This is a genomic window from Duganella sp. HH101 (assembly GCF_001758795.1).
In the GTDB taxonomy this organism is placed as follows: Bacteria; Pseudomonadota; Gammaproteobacteria; order Burkholderiales; family Burkholderiaceae_D; genus Rugamonas; species Rugamonas rivuli.
The window spans coordinates 66,348-83,077 of sequence record NZ_LRON01000016.1 but is presented as its reverse complement, the minus strand read 5'-3'; the positions used below and the strand labels follow the sequence as shown (position 1 = coordinate 83,077).

Annotated in this window: 17 protein-coding genes and 2 pseudogenes; 17 read left to right on the top strand and 2 right to left on the bottom strand. The window is 54.7% G+C overall.

Going from position 1 to position 16,730, the window contains the following annotated elements; translation table 11 throughout:
- Positions 1-37: 37 nt before the first annotated feature.
- From DUGA2_RS22830 to DUGA2_RS22820, 3 genes are all read left to right on the top strand, one after another.
- Complete coding sequence (locus tag DUGA2_RS22830) at positions 38-670, top strand: DUF305 domain-containing protein (RefSeq protein WP_141753351.1); 633 nt, start codon at positions 38-40, stop codon at positions 668-670.
- Positions 671-805: 135 nt separating this feature from the next.
- Positions 806-1,477 (top strand): heavy metal response regulator transcription factor, encoded by a 672-nt coding sequence (locus tag DUGA2_RS22825; protein ID WP_008448071.1) that lies wholly within the window; start codon positions 806-808, stop codon positions 1,475-1,477.
- Positions 1,474-2,889, top strand: a complete 1,416-nt coding sequence (locus DUGA2_RS22820) for a heavy metal sensor histidine kinase (RefSeq protein WP_008448070.1) — start codon at positions 1,474-1,476, stop codon at positions 2,887-2,889. Before DUGA2_RS22825 ends, DUGA2_RS22820 begins: the two co-directional genes overlap by 4 nt.
- A 13-nt stretch (positions 2,890-2,902) precedes the next feature.
- Here DUGA2_RS22820 and DUGA2_RS22815 read toward each other — a convergent pair whose 3' ends face one another.
- Positions 2,903-4,192, bottom strand: a complete 1,290-nt coding sequence (locus tag DUGA2_RS22815; RefSeq protein WP_008448069.1) for a hypothetical protein — start codon at positions 4,190-4,192, stop codon at positions 2,903-2,905.
- 229 nt (positions 4,193-4,421) lie between these two features.
- Here DUGA2_RS22815 and DUGA2_RS22810 point away from each other — a divergent pair, with 229 nt between their 5' ends.
- On the top strand, positions 4,422-4,766 hold the full coding sequence (locus DUGA2_RS22810) for a CzcE family metal-binding protein (protein WP_008448067.1): 345 nt from the start codon (positions 4,422-4,424) through the stop codon (positions 4,764-4,766).
- Between the two features lie 38 nt (positions 4,767-4,804).
- Here DUGA2_RS22810 and DUGA2_RS22805 read toward each other — a convergent pair whose 3' ends face one another.
- On the bottom strand, positions 4,805-5,233 hold the full coding sequence (locus DUGA2_RS22805; RefSeq protein WP_008448065.1) for a DUF4440 domain-containing protein: 429 nt from the start codon (positions 5,231-5,233) through the stop codon (positions 4,805-4,807).
- A 647-nt stretch (positions 5,234-5,880) separates the two neighbouring features.
- On the opposite strand from DUGA2_RS22805, the gene DUGA2_RS33705 reads away from it, so the two are divergent.
- From DUGA2_RS33705 to tnpB, 13 genes and pseudogenes are all read left to right on the top strand, one after another.
- On the top strand, positions 5,881-6,222 hold the full coding sequence (locus DUGA2_RS33705; RefSeq protein WP_141753350.1) for a hypothetical protein: 342 nt from the start codon (positions 5,881-5,883) through the stop codon (positions 6,220-6,222).
- Between the two features lie 4 nt (positions 6,223-6,226).
- Complete coding sequence (locus DUGA2_RS22800) at positions 6,227-7,600, top strand: TolC family protein (protein WP_008448063.1); 1,374 nt, start codon at positions 6,227-6,229, stop codon at positions 7,598-7,600.
- Entirely contained in the window at positions 7,597-8,988 is a 1,392-nt protein-coding gene (locus DUGA2_RS22795) for a multicopper oxidase family protein (RefSeq protein WP_070271720.1), read from the top strand. Before DUGA2_RS22800 ends, DUGA2_RS22795 begins: the two co-directional genes overlap by 4 nt.
- A gap of 28 nt (positions 8,989-9,016) precedes the next feature.
- On the top strand, positions 9,017-9,346 hold the full coding sequence (locus DUGA2_RS22790; RefSeq protein ID WP_008448059.1) for a copper-binding protein: 330 nt from the start codon (positions 9,017-9,019) through the stop codon (positions 9,344-9,346).
- A gap of 21 nt (positions 9,347-9,367) precedes the next feature.
- Entirely contained in the window at positions 9,368-9,736 is a 369-nt protein-coding gene (locus tag DUGA2_RS22785) for a copper resistance protein CopC (RefSeq protein WP_008448058.1), read from the top strand.
- Positions 9,737-10,636: a copper resistance D family protein gene (locus tag DUGA2_RS22780; RefSeq protein ID WP_008448057.1), complete on the top strand. Its 900-nt coding sequence runs from the start codon at positions 9,737-9,739 to the stop codon at positions 10,634-10,636.
- 32 nt (positions 10,637-10,668) lie between these two features.
- Positions 10,669-11,181, top strand: a complete 513-nt coding sequence (locus DUGA2_RS22775; protein ID WP_008448054.1) for a plastocyanin/azurin family copper-binding protein — start codon at positions 10,669-10,671, stop codon at positions 11,179-11,181.
- 66 nt (positions 11,182-11,247) lie between these two features.
- Positions 11,248-11,838, top strand: coding sequence for a flagellar basal body protein (locus DUGA2_RS22770; protein WP_229212444.1), 591 nt, complete (start codon positions 11,248-11,250; stop codon positions 11,836-11,838).
- 466 nt (positions 11,839-12,304) lie between these two features.
- Complete coding sequence (locus tag DUGA2_RS22765; protein ID WP_141753349.1) at positions 12,305-14,707, top strand: heavy metal translocating P-type ATPase; 2,403 nt, start codon at positions 12,305-12,307, stop codon at positions 14,705-14,707.
- A gap of 105 nt (positions 14,708-14,812) precedes the next feature.
- Positions 14,813-15,034 (top strand): hypothetical protein, encoded by a 222-nt coding sequence (locus DUGA2_RS33700; RefSeq protein WP_141753348.1) that lies wholly within the window; start codon positions 14,813-14,815, stop codon positions 15,032-15,034.
- A gap of 81 nt (positions 15,035-15,115) precedes the next feature.
- Positions 15,116-15,908, top strand: a pseudogene (locus tag DUGA2_RS33695) (IS66 family transposase); the annotation flags it as partial.
- A gap of 108 nt (positions 15,909-16,016) precedes the next feature.
- Positions 16,017-16,190: pseudogene (locus DUGA2_RS34570) on the top strand (transposase); the annotation flags it as partial.
- Positions 16,191-16,378: 188 nt separating this feature from the next.
- Positions 16,379-16,726 (top strand): IS66 family insertion sequence element accessory protein TnpB, encoded by a 348-nt coding sequence (tnpB, locus tag DUGA2_RS22745; RefSeq protein ID WP_070271719.1) that lies wholly within the window; start codon positions 16,379-16,381, stop codon positions 16,724-16,726.
- Positions 16,727-16,730: the final 4 nt, after the last annotated feature.

The following is a 16,730-nucleotide window of genomic DNA, read 5'->3' as shown; positions in this document are numbered from 1 at the left end:
CCATTTCGTTGCATCACATGTAAGAAAGGGATGAATCGTGAAAAATCACATACTGGCAATCTCATTGGGATGTTTAGTTTGTTCGACGGCCGTTTGGGCGCAGGACAAAGCAGAGATGAAGCCCAACGCGCCTATAGCTATGAGTTCGGCCAGTACGCACATGGACGACTCGAGCATGATGAGTTCAAAAGACGCATCAAAGGCACCGTACGACCTGCAGTTTTTGGACACCATGGAGATGCATCACCAGCGTGCGGTGGAGATGGCTAAGCTAGCCGAAGACCGTTCTGAACACGCTGAACTGAAGGCCATGTCGAAGAAGATAATTTCTGACCAGCAGGGTGAGATATCGCAAATGAAGTCGTGGCGGGAACAGTGGTATCCGGGTAAGAGCCAGGCAATGAACATGGACATGCCCGGCATGATGGATTCCATGAAGGGAATGTCGATGCCCAAGCTAGCCGCCAGCAAGGGCAAAGAATTTGACTCGATGTTCTTAGATATGATGATTAAGCACCATTCCGGCGCGGTCAAAATGGCAAAATCAGCGGAAGCGAAAGCACAGCACCCGGAAATAAAGGACTTATCCAAAAAAATGGTTTCGGCCCAGCAGGATGAAATCGCGCAGATGAAAAAATGGAAGGTGCAGTGGAAGCTTGCTGGTAGCTGACCGTCCATTTCTGACACGAATGTAATCTTGGCGTTAGGCTGGCGTCATTTTTCCAATGTAGACTGACCCCAGGGCGCTGGTGGCATTTTGCCATCTGGGTGGAATGGGCCCGGTCTCTTGCAGCGGGAAAGTGATATGAGATTATTGGTAGTGGAAGACGAGCAGAAGGCCGGTGAGTACATTCAGAAGGGGCTCACGGAGTCAGGCTTCGTCGTTGACTGGGCAAAGACTGGCCCCGAAGGACTTCATGCGGCCACCACAGCTCACTATGACCTCATAGTGCTTGATGTCATGCTCCCAGGCTTGGACGGTTGGCAAATCGTGACCGAGCTCCGCAAGACAGTAGAAACACCGGTTCTTTTTTTAACTGCGCGAGACGCGCTCGACGACCGAATCAAGGGTCTCGAACTGGGGGCCGATGACTACTTGGTCAAGCCTTTCGCGTTCGCAGAACTCCTTATACGCATTCGAACGCTCTTACGTCGGGGCCCTATCAAGGAAGCTGAAGTACTTCAAATCGGCGACTTGGAGATTGATGTCCCCAAACGTAGAGTGACGCGTGCCGGCATTCGAATTGATTTGACGGCTAAGGAGTTTACACTTCTTCACCTCATGTCGAAACGAGTTGGACAGGTTCTGTCACGACCGCTCATTGCATCTCAAGTGTGGGACATGAACTTCGATAGTGACACCAATGTCGTCGACGTTGCAGTTCGAAGACTGCGCGCAAAGATTGATGACCCATTTCCGGCAAAGCTGATTCACACAATCCGGAGCATGGGCTATGTTCTGGAAGACAGAGGATGAGTAGGTCCGGCCGTTCTCTTACCATGCAGCTTGGCGCTCTGTTCGCATGTGTGGCTGTCATGGTATTTTCAGCAGTCGGATTTTACTTGTACCAAGCACTTGCCACACAGCTGCAAGAACGCGACGACACAGACTTGGTTGGAAGGGTCCTACAAATCAGGCACCTATTGGAGGAGACTTCAAGCCTAGAGTCCATTCGCAACGAGCCTCACCGTTTTCTCGATGCTGTGGACACTCGCCGAGGGCTGCTCATCGTGATGCAAACCCAAGATGGGCGTCTGCTGATGCAAAACACCGAAGAGCGGTCTTTTGTTCCAAACGGTAGTCAACTGCCGGCTGACGCAGAGCCATCACCGGCTGATACGAAGCCTGTAGAACTAGCCAATGGTATCCGGCTTCGCGTCATTGTCGCGCAAGGTATGGTTGGTTCCACCGGTAAGATAGTTAGTATCGCAATCGCTCGGACCGCAGACGACCGCGCCACCCTACTTTCTGCCTATCGTAAAAAAGTAATGACTGCAATTTTTGCTGGGGCCGCCTTGACAGCGTTATTGGGATTCTTGCTAGTCCGTCAGAGCCTGCATAAAGTGAGGGCTTTGGCTGCGCAAGCTCAACAAGTGACGGCTCACAATTTGGAAATGCGCTTGAATGTAAATTCGGCGCCACTGGAGCTCAGAGTACTGGCTAATTCGTTTAACGAGGTACTCGACCGATTGCAGAGCAGCTTCAACAACCTGTCTCAATTTGCTGACGACCTTGCACATGATTTACGCACCCCGTTGAACAACCTGATGGTACAAACTGAAGTGGCCTTCTCGCAGCCTCGGGAGTCAGAGGAATACCAAAACCTTCTGTCATCCAATTATGAGGAGTTTGGCAGACTCGCGAGAATGGTGGAGAGCATGTTGTTCTTGGCTCGCGCTGACCATGACCAAATTGCGCTGACGACTGAACGGTTAGATGCGGCGACTGAGTTGGCGCGGATTGCGGAGTATTTTGAAGGACCAGCATCGGAGGCGGGTATTTCTTTCGATATCGTTGCGACGGGGGCGGTGCTCGCCGATGCTCACCTTTTGAGACGGGCCGTGAGCAATTTGGTTGCTAACGCAGTTCGATACACACCTCGCGGCGGAGTCATCTCGATGATGGCCATTCAGAGGGACGATGGAGCAATGATATCCGTGTCCAATCCCGGGCCGGGTATTGAGGCGGAGCATTTGCCCCGATTGTTTGACAGGTTCTACCGCTCTGACAGGTCCAGGTCTTCGCAGTCATCGTCTGCCGGATTAGGGCTTGCTATCGTGAAGTCCATTATGAGCCTGCATGGAGGGCGCGCAAATGTTGCGAGCGAGCGCGGCGGACTGACACAGTTCTCGTTGTTGTTCCCTGGGCCGGGAGGCGGGCTTCACTAGCGGCGAGATCCGTTCAGCTGTTCAGGGATTTTGAGATGGCGAGGATTGCTTTTTCTCCATTTCCAAATCGCGCAATGGCGTCCCGATTCTTCGATAGCTCACCATATCCGATATACCGCACATTCAGCTCTTTGACGCGTGAGAACGCGGGTCGCGCAAACTGCGCTCGTACGTCAGCTTCACGCGCATCAGGTGCCACCAGGAAGAACGTTGAGCCTTCATGTTCAGGAACACCGAGCGCCAAGTCGAGCATGCGCACGATTCCAGAGTAGATACTGGTGCTGTGCTCGACTTCGAAGGCCATTGTTATTTTCCCAGTGGCCGGGTCTAGCCAAAGCACGTCAATGAGAGCGATGGTGTCGTGAGCGCTGCTGGCACGTATAGCCGCCGGCAGCTCGGTCAAACACCCGTGGCCAAGGCGCCCTTCTCCATACGATCGACCCTTATCGTTGCTTGCAATCCAAACCTGAAAGCCCAAGGACGTTCCCAAATCTCTCAGCCACCCTTGAATCTGTGTATGGCTTTGGTCATTCTCGGAAGCGGCCACGCGGGCTTTATGAGCAGCCGCACTCTCTTCATGAACTTTGGCGAGGTCGGCCTCCCAATCAACTGAAACTGCATTGGTGGCACCAATCGAGTACCGCCCAGAGCCGATATCGAAGAGGAATCCTGCTACAGCGCCCAAGTCGTTCGACAACCACTTTCTGTGCATCGTATTAAATTCAATGACGCGCTCTCGCATTGCCAGGTATTCATTCCAACGCCCCAGTTTCACATTGGCGCCAAAAAATGCATTGAAACCTTTCACGATAGCGGTATTGTTGGGCGGGACCACGGTGGGGTGCAAGAAATAAAGCAGGTTGGCGCAAGCGGGGCCCAGACCCTTTATTTGGTGCGAGTCGAGTTTTCGAACCGCCTCCACAACCTCGACGTCGGTACTGCAGCACAAGCAGGTATCGAGAAACTGTGCGAACGCCATCTGATTGCTGCGGTCCTCGTATATGTCGGGAATACGAAGTTTCGGCTTCCATAGAAAAGCGTGGTCGGCACCCTTGAAAATTTGGCGTTGCTCTGCGATGGAGTGTACGACCGTCTCTAATGAGGAACCCCGATAGGCACTGCCAAACGTGTCGTCACGAATCTCTTTCACGACGGCGTGAAGTCCACGCCGAATTGAGCGGAAATTTTTCAGACGCTCCTCCCAAAGGAACCAGCTGCGGTAGGTGGCGGCGGAATCAGCTTTCCATTGTTCGATGAGGAGCTGCTGTTCTTTTAGCGTAGGCGCTGAGACGTCGAGGTTCAAATGGACTCCAGAAAAAACTAAAAAAGAAGAGGTGCTTGCCTGGCATTCTAGCCCAGTACACGGCGCCAATGGCTGAGTGCTTTGCCGCTGGAGGTCAGCGAATATTTGGCAAGAAAGGCTGTAATGTAAATGTAATGTTCGGGTCATTCGGGTGTGCGGGTTGGCTCCGTAGAATAGCTTCATCGATTCCACAAACGCAGCAACCCGCCCCCAAGAAAAGGACCGAATCATGCAATCCATCAAAAACAAAATCGCAGCAATTTTCGTCGTAGCTTCGCTGGCCCCGTTCGCTGCAATGGCTCACCAAGGCGAGATGCACACCAACCCGGCATTCGGTAGTGCTGCCCCAGCCCCAGCTGCTACGCGCACCATGGTGATTTCGGCGGCGACCAAAGCCGTCAATGTAGACAAGGGGGATGTCGTGACGTTCGAGCTGGAGGGGAAGACCTTCACTTGGCAGTTCGACACGCTGCGTGACAGCGACCGCTTCGAGCTCTCCGCCATTGCACCCGAAGGTGTGAACACCCACGGTGTACGCGTGTACGTAGCACCGAATCCTCTCTACCGTAACTAAGTTTCGCTCCGCTGGCGGTATGCCGCCAGCGTTGCAAATCACTTCGACTTGCGGGACGACCAATGGATGTGAACGATGACCCATTTTTCGCCCTGCTTTTCAAGAAGTGCGGTCTCTGTGCCGAATAGATGAACACTGTTGCCCTTGTATTTCCCGGTCGTTTCTGTCTCTTGCATGACTACCGCGAGTTTGCCATCGATGCGTTCGCTTTGCTTAAGCACTTTATTTTTTGTCGCCTTCGCGAACTCGATATCGGCCTTGAGATGGTGGCCTGTATATTCTTCGCGGGAGCGTTCGACGTAGCCGGATTCGTAAATTTGAATCTCGGGACTGAGTAGTGCCCCCATTTGCTCAGATTTTCCAGTCGAAAGCGCCTCATGGAATTCTGCTACGGTTTCCGTAGGAGTGGCCGCGAAAAGAGGTGCGCTGATGGCGGATAAAATGAACAGGGAAATTGGCAGGCGCATGATGTCTCCAGAAATAGTTATTGAATTGTTGAAACTGTGCAATTTAATCAGTAGCAACCCATTGTTGCAAGGCTGATGCAAAGAATGTTGTGGCCTAGTGGAATTCGCTTGACCTTCCTCTAGTAGGAAGGTGTAGCCTATCAAACTTGGCATTCTACGAACGTCTGAGGTACCATTTCAAGTCTTATGCGCATATTCGTCCGTTACCTGCTCTGGCTTCTGATAGCAGCCCTCCCGTTGCAAGGGGGAGCCGTTGCTTTGATGTCGTGCAATCCAGGTTCCGAACAAACTCACTCGTCGTCGCATCAAGGAGACGAGAGCGCCATTGAGGCTCACGCCGACTCGCATCACGGACATTGTGACGAGGGTGGATCCGACCACGCAGGAGCCCAACATGGCAAATGTAGCCATTGCGCAAGCTGCTGCGTGGGTGCAGCAGCTCCCCCGGCCATCCCGTCTGAGGTATTGCCGGCCACGTTCTCCACTTTCGCCACTGTCGCAGTCGAGCCTGCGATGACTGCTTACATCCCCGCCACTCTCGAGCGCCCGCCTCGTCGTCACTCCTAAAAATCGCTGAAGTTGCGGACTAACATCCGCCTCGCCAGGGGGCAATGTCTCCAGGTGCCAGTACATTTTTGAGGACAATCATGAAACGCTTTCGCCTACTGCTTCTTGCAGTGGTCAGCGCGCCTATGGCTATCTACGCGGAGCCCGTTCGAGTATCGACGGCTGTGACAGATGCCAACGCCGCAGTATCACCGCCGCAATATCAATCTGCCTTCACCAATTACAAACCAGCTGTGGAACCTACGGCGTCACCGGACAAGTTGTGGATTAAGGCTAATAAGGACGTGTCCGACCAGGCTGAACATGGTTCGCACGATGGCTCGTCAATGCAGATGGCGCCAACACCAAAGGATTCCGCCAAGCCTGCCGAGGCTCCCGTTCCAGACCCGCACAAGGGTCACCACATGAATAAGAAGGGGTAACGACATGTTGCGACTACATACGCCACTGCTCAGCCGCACCGCTGTAGGACTGGGCGCGGTTTTCCTTGCAGGGTGCGCAAGCCTGTCGTCCGACGGCGGACTAAACGACGTTTCCTCGCTTACCAAAAACAGGGTTGGCCAGACCGTGCAATTTAAAAAGGACGCCAGCAGCAATGATCCGAAGGTGCAAGAGCTTTTAAGTCAACCATTGACCGTTAAATCAGCTGTTCAGATTGCGCTGCTTAATAGCTCGGCTTTGAAGGCTTCTTTTGCAGAGCTGGGGGTGGCGGAAGCCGACTTCGTTCAGGCTGGTCGCATGCGTAATCCTGGCTTCAGCTTTAGCCGAGTGCGCGGTGGCGGCGACGCGGAAATCAATCGTAGTGTCACGTTTGACATCGCGGGATTGTTGACGCTGCCAATGCGGACAAGAATTGAAAAAGGCCGCTTTGAGCAAGCGAAATTGCTTGCCGCTGCGCAGGCTGTGCAACTGGCAGCAGACACGCGTCGTGCATACTTCACAGCAGTGGCCGCCGCACAATCTGCAGCGTTTGCGGAGCAAGTTCGTGGCGCTGCAGAGGCCTCGTCAGACCTGGCTGAAAGCATGAGCAAGGTAGGCAATTGGAGCAAGCTTGACCAGGCCCGTGAGCATGCTTTCTATCAGGATGCCGTGACTCAGCTTGCAAGAACTCGCCATGAAGCCATTGCCAGCAGGGAGCAGCTCATTCGCCTGTTGGGCCTCTGGGGAAAACAACAAGAATTCGTTTTACCCGACCGCTTGCCCGAACTGCCAGCTCAACCGCAGGAAATAAACAATGCTGAAGCTCAGGCATTGTCGCAACGTTTGGACGTTCTCGCCGCTCGACGGGAAACTGAGGCTACGGCGTCAGCGCTTGGACTGACCAAAGCGACCGCCTTTGTCAATGTCTTCGACGCTGGCTATACAAACAAAAGCTCGACTGGTCTCCCGCGCGAGAACGGTTACGAGGTCTCGTTGGAACTTCCGATTTTCGATTGGGGTGGCGCAAAAGTGGCCCGCGCTGAATCGCTCTACATGCAGTCTGTACACCGAACCACTGACACGGCAGTTCGAGCACGGTCGGAAGTACGGGAAGCCTATTCGGCGTACCGCACCACCTACGACATCGCGCGTCACTACCGAGACGATGTCGTGCCTCTTCGAAAGAAAATTTCGGACGAAGTTCTGCTGCGCTACAACGGCATGCTGGCCAGTGTATTTGAACTGCTTGCCGACTCACGCGAGCAATTGAACAGTGTGAACACGGCTATCGAAACCCAGCGCGATTTTTGGATAGCTGAGACCAAGCTGCAATCCGCCATCAACGGCGGGAGCAATACCGACACAAGGAATATTCCATGATTTCACGTAGAGACTTCTTCAGGGGCGCTGGCGCGGTAGCAGTGAGTACCGCAGCAGTAAGCAAAGTTGGCGCGGCATCACTTCCCGAAGCGATGTCAATGAACAACGCGAATACCCAAGTTCCTCCGCCACCACCGAACGGTCGCCCATTTAATCCTGTCGTGACGCTGAATGGCTGGTCTCTGCCTTGGCGCATGAATAGCGGGGTAAAAGAGTTCCACTTGGTTGCGGAGCCGGTGGTGCGCGAACTCGCGCCCGGGATGAAAGCGAACCTGTGGGGCTACAACGGACAATCTCCAGGGCCGACCATCGAAGTGGTGGAAGGCGACCGTGTACGCATATTCGTGACCAACAAACTGCCAGAGCACACAAGCGTGCATTGGCATGGTCAGCGACTGCCGAACGGCATGGATGGGGTCACGGGGCTTACTCAGCCAGGTATCGCGCCAGGTAAAACCTTTGTCTACGAGTTCGTTGCGAAGCGTCCGGGTACGTTTATGTATCACCCGCATGCCGACGAAATGGCGCAGATGGCGATGGGTATGATGGGCTTTTGGGTCACTCACCCGAAAGACCCGTCGCTGCACGCAGTGGACCGCGACTTCGTCTTCCTGCTGAACGCCTATGACGTAGAGCCGGGAAGCTATACGCCGAAAATCAACACGATGCTGGACTTCAATCTGTGGACTTTCAATAGCCGGGTCTTCCCAGGTATCGACTCGATGCCTGTGCGTCAAGGCGACAAGGTGCGCATCCGAGTTGGCAACCTAACGATGACGAATCACCCAATCCATTTGCATGGGCACGAGTTCTTCGTCACCGGCACCGATGGGGGGTGGACACCGCCAGCATCGCGCTGGCCCGAGGTCACTACCGACGTCGCGGTGGGGCAGATGCGCGCAGTTGAATTTGTCGCCACCGATTTGGGCGACTGGGCCTTCCACTGTCACAAGTCCCATCACACCATGAACGCAATGGGGCACAACGTCCCGACGATGATTGGTGTCGACCATCGCGGTGTGGCCGAGAAGATTAACAAGATTGTGCCCGACTACATGGTCATGGGCGACAAAGGGGGATCGATGGGCGGAATGGAGATGCCGATTCCGGAGAACACCCTGCCGATGATGATGGGCGAAGGGCCATTCGGCGGCGTTGAGATGGGCGGCATGTTTACCGTGTTGAAGGTTCGCAAGGACCAGAAACGCGGCGATTACACGGACCCCGCGTGGTACAAGCATCCCGCTGGGACCGTGGCGTACGAGTGGACCGGCGCGCTGCCGGAGCCTGAGCGGAGCACGAACGCAGGTGGCCAGTCTATGCCGGCAATGAATAAACCGAATGTCGAGATGACGGTTCGAAAACCGTCGGGACATGGCGGACACTAATTTTTTATTAAACCTGAAAGGAAACATCATGAATCATCTGAATAAAGTAGTCCTCGCAGCCGTTATTGGCTTCTCGTTTGCATCGGTAGGTTCGGTCGCCTATGCACAGCAGGCAGCCGCGTCGGCCACCCAGGCGGCAATGAGCGATGGCGAAATCAAGAAAGTAGACAGGGAAGCCGGAAAACTCACCATCAAACACGGCGAACTGAAAAACCTGGGTATGCCGGGAATGACGATGGTGTTCAAGGTACAAGACCCGGCAATGCTCGATAAGGTGAAGCAGGGAGATAAAGTCCGTTTCGTCGCGGACAAAGTTGGTGGCGCCCTCACGGTCACTGCAATCGAAGCAGCAAAGTAATTTCAACAAGGAGAACTGAAGATGAAAGCATTGCGCACATTGATAGTTGCCGCCGCCATGGCAGCGGCAACTTTGGCTAGTCCGTTTGCCTCGGCACACGCCACCCTAAAGGTCTCCAATCCGGAAGCTGGCGCCACGCTGGCGGCAGCGCCAAAGGACATCACGCTGACCTTCAATGAGAAAATTGAAGAGTCCTTTAGTACCATAACCATAGCCGATGGCCAGGGTAAAGAAGTCACTGCTGGAAAAGCAAAGGTTGACACGACCAATCCTGCAATCCTGCGCTTGGACGTCCCTGCGCTCGCCGCCGGATCCTATACCGTGACCTGGGCCGTTGCCGGTCACGACGGTCACCGCCGTAAAGGTGATTTTAAATTTACGGTGAAATAAATGGATGCGGTCTCGTTGCTACAGATAGGTTCGGCATTTGCGCTTAACGTCGGCTTTGCCTGGCTTGTTGGGTCGTGGTTTGCGCGCTATTGGATACAGTCCAACGGCACTAGCCGTGACGATTCTGAGGCGGCGCTTCGCAAGCTTGACTTACTAGCTTCGGGACTAAGTGCGGTCGGTAGCGCGGTTGCGCTGCTGGCCGCAACTGCGGTGATGGGCGGTGTTGGCCTACGCGAGGCCTGCCCCATGTTTTGGATGATGGTCTCCAGCACCGACTATGGGCATGCGGGCTCCATCTCGACCTTGGCCATGATTGTCCTGTTTAGTATTCGGTGGGCTGGCAGTGCTAGTCTGGCCAGCGACATTGTCGTGGCACTGACCTTAACTATATTCGCGGTGACTCGTGCATCGATGGGACATGCCGGTGAAGAAGGTTTTTGGACCGCGGCTCTAGCAGCGGAGGCCATACACTTTTCCTCGATCGGATTGTGGACCGGCGCAGTTCTGGTCTCTGCCTGGTTCGCACTCAGTGAAACGCGAATTGTCGCTTTTGAAATTGGCGCCGCTGACCGATACCTGGACCTGATGTCTCAAGCGGCGATGGTCGCCGTGATTGGAATCGTCATCACTGGCACTTTTAGTGCATGGCACAGAGTAGGAACTTCGGAGCATCTATTGCATACCTTCTACGGCATGACGCTGTTGGTAAAGATAGCTCTAGTATTGGCGGCGATCGCGCTGGGAGGCTATAACAAATTTATTGGTCTGCCTGCCGCAAGTCGGTCACATAGCGGCGTCCGATTGGTTCAAGTGACACTTCAGATAGAAAGCATTCTGTTGATTGGTGCACTGTTTTCTGCCGCAGTTCTTACGTCGCAACCACCACCAACTGCAATGTAGAGATGCTGCAGTTTCAAATATCGGAGACTCAAATGAAAAATTTTAAGACAACCACCATCACCGCATTTTTGCTTGTTGCAGTGTCCTCTCTGGCGGGAGCCGCTATGCAAGACGGCAAGACGCCTGTTCACGGTGAGCATCAACACGGCGGCCATGAGGCAGAAAGTTCGCTGATTGGCAAAGCCGGCGACACAGCCAAAGTGACGCGCACGGTGACAGTAGATATGAACGACACCATGCGTTTTACTCCCGCGTCAATATCGGTAAAAGAAGGCGATGTTATTCGCTTCGCAGTCAAAAATTCAGGCAAGCTCAAGCACGAAATGGTAATTGGTTCAGCCAGTGAACTTAAAGAGCATGCGCAGCTGATGGCGAAGTTCCCGGATATGGAGCATGCGGAACCTAACCAAGTAACGTTATTGCCAGGGAAAACCGGAAATATCGTCTGGCAGTTCGGAAAGACGGGGAAAGTAGATTTCGCCTGCCTGCAGCCCGGACACTTTGAGGCAGGTATGAAAGGGCAAGTTGTGGTTTCCGCGAAGTAAGTGGTGTTCTCCGGCAGGTTGTGCAATTCCTGCCGCTCCTTGGTGGCACTCACAAAGGGAAATATCATGGAACTTTCAACACTTCCTGTTGGGCCGTTGAACAAGGAAGGCGGCTCTTTACAACAACCGCTAAGCACTCTCAACACCGCAAAATTTTCCGAGATGCTATCCCAGGTGCAATTCAAAAATTCGATGAGTAGTCAGCTGCCGCTACGCGTGAGCGAAGCACCGTCGTCAACCTCAACTGCTTCGTCAGCGACAAATGGCCTATTGGCGCAGCTTGGTTCGCCTCGCGCTCATTTTCAACTACGGGATGCTCAAGCCCCCGATGCAGACGACAAAATTAACGAACGTGCGCTCGCCTTGCGCGAGTATCGCCTGGTGCTGCTCGCATCAAATATCGCCAATGCAGATACCCCTGGATATCGGGCCCGAGACATTGACGTTCAAGACGCTCTTCGAACGGGAAAAACTGTGAAGACGGTGGAGGTGAAATATTCCATCCCAAGTCAGGGAGCAATTGATGGCAATACAGTGGAGATGGACACTGAACGAGCAAAGTTCGCAGAGAACGCCATACTGTACGAATTTCACGTGAATCAGGTGCGAGGACACTACAAAGATATGGAAGATCTACTTAAAAATACGCCGTACTAGTGTTTGCTGGCGATAGAAAACAGCCAGTCCGTGGGCTTATATATTTCGCCTTATCAGCCATTCGAGATGTTGAAAATAGTCAATCTTATAGGAGCCTGAATCATGTCGAAAATTGCGATTTTGGTGCTGTTTTCCACGATATTTATCACGGGCTGCGCATCGGATTCGGAACGAGCTGCCGCCGCCGAGCGGGATGTTCGGCGGCGTGTTGACGTGTATGGACCTGCATGCGAACAAATGGGTTTTAAGAAGGACACAGATGCTTGGCGCTTCTGCGTTGTTACTTACAGTCCGACTGGGCATCATCATTGAGGCCTATCGTCTGACAATTCAACAACGAAAAATGGGGAGTCAATTTGGCACGCCTCCAGCAGGGATACTTCGAATCAGAAATAAAAAGGGATCCCGTGGGTTTGCAAAATAGACAAATGGGCTCTGCCAATAGATATTGACGAAGGGGAGATTCATGAACAGAAACGAAGTTGAAAACCACGAACACGCGCCAGACCATGCGCATCGCCATTCGCCAATCCGAGGTGAGCCCGGCTCAGTTAAACCGTTCATTGACCCGGTCTGTGGGATGAAGGTAGGTCCGGATAGGGAACGAGAGATTTCGTACAAACAGGTGGTCTATCATTTTTGCAGTGCGAAGTGCATGGCAAGGTTCAACACCACTCCTGAGGCGTTTCTTAACAAAAAAAAGGCCGAAGTGCTGCCTGCGGCACCAGCTCAAGAGGGATCCATATACACGTGTCCGATGCATCCCGATATTCAGCAGGCCACACCGGGTAGCTGTCCGATTTGCGGTATGGCGCTCGAACCTGTCATGCCGACTCTAGATGATGAAGAGAACCCAGAGTTGGTCGATTTTCGCCATCGGTTTTGGTGGACCCTTCCGTTCACGGCCGTAGTGTTCGCGCTGGCGATGTTTGGCCATATGATTTTTCAAGGAGCATTGCCCGGGCAAAATTGGATTGAGTTGGCGCTGAGTACTCCCGTTGTGATTTGGGCGGGCTGGCCCTTCTTCGAGCGCTGGGCGCAGTCACTTGCCCGCATGAGCCCCAATATGTGGACGCTAATTGGTACCGGCGTTATCGCCGCTTATGGCTACAGTGTACTCGCGACGCTTACGCCGCAGCTGTTCCCACCGACGTTCGCTGCTCACGGCAGCATCGCAGTCTACTTTGAGGCCGCAGCGGTCATCGTATCGCTCACCCTCTTGGGCCAGATACTGGAGTTGCGGGCACGTTCCCAAACATCGGCCGCCATCAAGTCGTTGCTGGGTTTAGCACCCAAGACCGCGCGCCGGATTCGCGAGGATGGCACTGAGGAAGATATTCCGCTCACGCACGTGCATGTTGGCGATGCTCTACGTGTCCGTCCTGGTGAAAAGGTTCCAGTCGACGGTGTTGTTGCCGAAGGCGAGAGTTCGCTGGACGAATCGATGCTGACGGGTGAGCCTCTACCTGCTACCAAGCGCGCCGGCGACCGCTTGATTGGCGCGACCATCAACACGAGCGGCAGTCTTATTATGCGTGCCGAGAAAATCGGTAGCGACACGATGCTGTCCCAAATCGTGCAAATGGTCGCCCAGGCACAGCGCTCGCGTGCTCCGATGCAGCGCCTGGCTGACAGCGTCGCCGGCTACTTTGTGGTTGTGGTAGTGGCTATAGCGATGCTTACGTTTGTTGTTTGGGGAATGTATGGTCCCGAGCCGAGCTGGGTGTTTGGTTTCGTGAATGCTGTTGCTGTCCTCATCATTGCTTGCCCATGTGCGCTGGGCTTGGCCACCCCAATGTCGATCATGGCCGCTACTGGACGGGCGGCCACCATGGGCGTCTTGTTCCGCGATGCTGCGGCCATCGAAGAGCTCAAAAAAGTCGATACGCTTATTGTCGATAAGACGGGAACGCTCACCGAAGGCAAGCCATCCTTTAACAGCGTGGTGGCCTCCGCCGGGTTCAAGGAAGAAGACGTCTTGCAGATTGCCGCCAGCATTGACCAAGGCAGTGAGCACCCGTTGGCACATGCCATCGTCAGCGAAGCGAACAAGAGGAAGTTGGTATTGACCAAACCCGATGCCTTTGAGTCAGCCAGCGGGATCGGTGTTCGCGGAGTTTTGGGTAGGGATAAAATCGCTCTTGGAAATACCGCTCTTATGGACGCTGAAGGCGTTGATTGGAAGCCGCTTGCGGATGCGGCCGAGCGCCTGCGGGTCGAGGGGGCGAGTGTCATGTACCTCGCCTCTCAGAACCGTTTGGTGGGTCTGATAGCGGTGTCTGACCCCATCAAGGCAAGCACCCAAGAAGCCTTGCAGGGTCTGCGAGTTGACGGCCTGAATGTCATTATGGCTACTGGCGATGGCGTGACGACCGCGAAGGCCATTGCCGCCAGGTTGGGTATCGAGGAGTACTATGGAGAGGTCAAGCCTCAGGATAAGCTTGCCTTGGTCGAGAAGCTGCAGAAGCAGGGTAAGATTGTCGCAATGGCCGGAGACGGTATCAACGACGCCCCTGCTCTGGCAAAGGCCAACGTGGGCATTGCAATGGGCACTGGAACGGACGTTGCAATCAATAGTGCGCATCTGACCTTGGTCAAGGGTGACCTTCGTGGGATAGCACAAGCGCGTTTGATTTCGGTTGATACGGTGCGCAATATGTGGCAAAACCTAGGCTTTGCGTTTGTTTATAACGCGCTTGGGATTCCCCTGGCCGCCGGTGTGCTGTATCCGTTCACCGGCCAGCTCCTGTCGCCGATGATAGCTGCATTGGCCATGAGCTTAAGCTCTGTATCCGTGATTACAAACGCGCTTCGTCTACGAAAGCCTAATACCAATAGGGAACTAAGGAGCGCCATCCCCCCCTTATGACCAGGCATTCATCATCACCTTCCGTTTTCCGTTCAGTGTCACCAAGATGCTGGTCGCAGTTGCTTATTCATACTCAACTGTAAGTACCATGTGGCTGGAGGGGTCATGTCATCACAAAATCATCTGCTGTATCAGGGTTTTTTGCTGAACTGCGAACCGTTACAGCTTCCAAGTGGACGCTTTGCAGCCCATCTCGTTATTTCCTTGAAAGATCAAAAATGTATTTTTGCCGGGCGTCTTTCGCCGGTCAGGGACTTTAGCAATATGGAAGATGCGGTCACATATTCCGCGAGCTGGGGAAAAGCTTGGATTGACGATAATGAGTAGCAGCCTCCCGCGCATCGATTTTCTCTATATGATCGGTCTGCAATGAATCAGGAAATTCGCGGCCACTACGCAGGATATACGAAGCTGCATACCGACGATACCCCGATTCCAGTGGTGGCGCCGGGCAATGGCAAAACCAAGACGGCGCGCTTGTGGACAAATGTGCGCGACGACAGGCCTTCCGGCGATACCTCGCCGCCAGCGCTCTGGTTTGCCTATACGCCCGACCGCAAGGGCATCCATCCGCAAACACACCTGGCCAAGTTAAAAGGCGTGCTGCAAGCCGATGCCTACGCCAGCCTCAACGCCTTGTTCGAAGACGGCACGATTCGAGAAGCGGCTTGCAGGGCGCACGCGCGGCGAAAATTCCACGATCTGCATGCGGCGCGGGCGACGCCGCTGACCACCGAGGCGCTGCGCCGGATCGCCGAGCTCTATGTGATCGAGATCGAGATCCAGGGCAAGCCGCCGGATGAACCAAGGCAGCTTCGGCAAGCCCGCTCGCGCCCACTGCTCGTTGACCTGGAGCTGGTTGCGGACTACGCTTGACACGCTCTCGCGCAAGTCTGAGACGGCGGTGGCGATCTTGTATGCGCTCAAACTACGGCCGGCGCTGCTGTGCTACTGCGAAGACGGCGCGGTCGAGATTGATAACTCAGCGGCCGAGCGCGCTTTGCGTGGCGTGGCCATTGGGCTCCGCGACTATCTGTTTGCCGTCGCCGACTGCGGCGGTGAACGCGCCACCGCGATCTACTCGCTGATCGGCACAGCGAAGTTGAACGGTGTCGCCCCCGAAGTCTGGTTGCACCACGTGCTGATGCATATCGCCGATCAGCCCGTCAACCGGGTTGATGAATTCTTGCCTTGGAAGTAAGCGTCTTCCCAGCGCCGTCTGGACTGCCTGAGCAGCGTCATCCATGATCGAATTTTGGCACAGCATTTGTGCCCACAATTTTCGATTATGGACACAAATTTTCAACCGATCATTTCCACGAATGAACGTGGCCACTATCGCCAGCATCCATTGGAGTTCAAGCGCGCCCTGGTGGCGTTGTCTCTGGAGCCTGGCGCCTCGGTCGCGCGCATAGCGCGTGAGCACGGCGTCAATGCCAACCAGGTCTTCAGCTGGCGCCGGCTGTATCAACAAGGCCGCCTTGGCGTACCTGCACTGATGCGTGACGATGGCCTGTTGCCGGTGATGCTAGCGCCAACGGCGCCTGCACCGAACAATACCAGCTCCGATGCTGGCGGCATTATCGTGCTTGAGTTGGGCGAGGTTCGCGTTCGGATCGACGGGCAGCCCAATGCGGCCATATTGGCGCAGGTGTTGGACCGGGTGCTGCGATGATCGGCCTGCCCACCGGCACCAAGGTCTGGCTCGCCGCTGGCATCACCGACATGCGCTCCGGCTTCAATGGCCTGGCTGCAAAAGTGCAGACGGCGCTGGAGGAAGATCCGTTCAGCGGCCACGTGTTTGTGTTCCGAGGGCGACGCGGCGACCTCATCAAGTTACTGTGGTGGACCGGCGATGGCCTGTGTCTGTTGGCCAAGCGGCTTGAGCGCGGGCGCTTCATCTGGCCGCAAGCGACCAACGGCTCGGTGGCGCTGACGCAGGCGCAGCTGTCGATGCTGCTCGAAGGCATAGACTGGCGACGGCCAGAACGCACCTGGAAGCCGACGTCGGCCTTGTAAACGT

Bases quoted from the DNA above. Each gene is read 5' to 3' on its own strand.
- DUGA2_RS22770 (WP_229212444.1), top strand. From the start codon at position 11,248: ATGGAACTTTCAACACTTCCTGTTGGGCCGTTGAACAAGGAAGGCGGC.
- DUGA2_RS22780 (WP_008448057.1), top strand. From the start codon at position 9,737: ATGGATGCGGTCTCGTTGCTACAGATAGGTTCGGCATTTGCGCTTAAC.
- DUGA2_RS22795 (WP_070271720.1), top strand. From the start codon at position 7,597: ATGATTTCACGTAGAGACTTCTTCAGGGGCGCTGGCGCGGTAGCAGTG.
- DUGA2_RS22810 (WP_008448067.1), top strand. From the start codon at position 4,422: ATGCAATCCATCAAAAACAAAATCGCAGCAATTTTCGTCGTAGCTTCG.
- DUGA2_RS22800 (WP_008448063.1), top strand. From the start codon at position 6,227: ATGTTGCGACTACATACGCCACTGCTCAGCCGCACCGCTGTAGGACTG.
- DUGA2_RS22805 (WP_008448065.1), bottom strand. From the start codon at position 5,233: ATGCGCCTGCCAATTTCCCTGTTCATTTTATCCGCCATCAGCGCACCT.
- DUGA2_RS22775 (WP_008448054.1), top strand. From the start codon at position 10,669: ATGAAAAATTTTAAGACAACCACCATCACCGCATTTTTGCTTGTTGCA.
- DUGA2_RS33705 (WP_141753350.1), top strand. From the start codon at position 5,881: ATGAAACGCTTTCGCCTACTGCTTCTTGCAGTGGTCAGCGCGCCTATG.
- DUGA2_RS22790 (WP_008448059.1), top strand. From the start codon at position 9,017: ATGAATCATCTGAATAAAGTAGTCCTCGCAGCCGTTATTGGCTTCTCG.
- tnpB (WP_070271719.1), top strand. From the start codon at position 16,379: ATGATCGGCCTGCCCACCGGCACCAAGGTCTGGCTCGCCGCTGGCATC.
- DUGA2_RS22820 (WP_008448070.1), top strand. From the start codon at position 1,474: ATGAGTAGGTCCGGCCGTTCTCTTACCATGCAGCTTGGCGCTCTGTTC.
- DUGA2_RS33700 (WP_141753348.1), top strand. From the start codon at position 14,813: ATGTCATCACAAAATCATCTGCTGTATCAGGGTTTTTTGCTGAACTGC.
- DUGA2_RS22785 (WP_008448058.1), top strand. From the start codon at position 9,368: ATGAAAGCATTGCGCACATTGATAGTTGCCGCCGCCATGGCAGCGGCA.
- DUGA2_RS22765 (WP_141753349.1), top strand. From the start codon at position 12,305: ATGAACAGAAACGAAGTTGAAAACCACGAACACGCGCCAGACCATGCG.
- DUGA2_RS22825 (WP_008448071.1), top strand. From the start codon at position 806: ATGAGATTATTGGTAGTGGAAGACGAGCAGAAGGCCGGTGAGTACATT.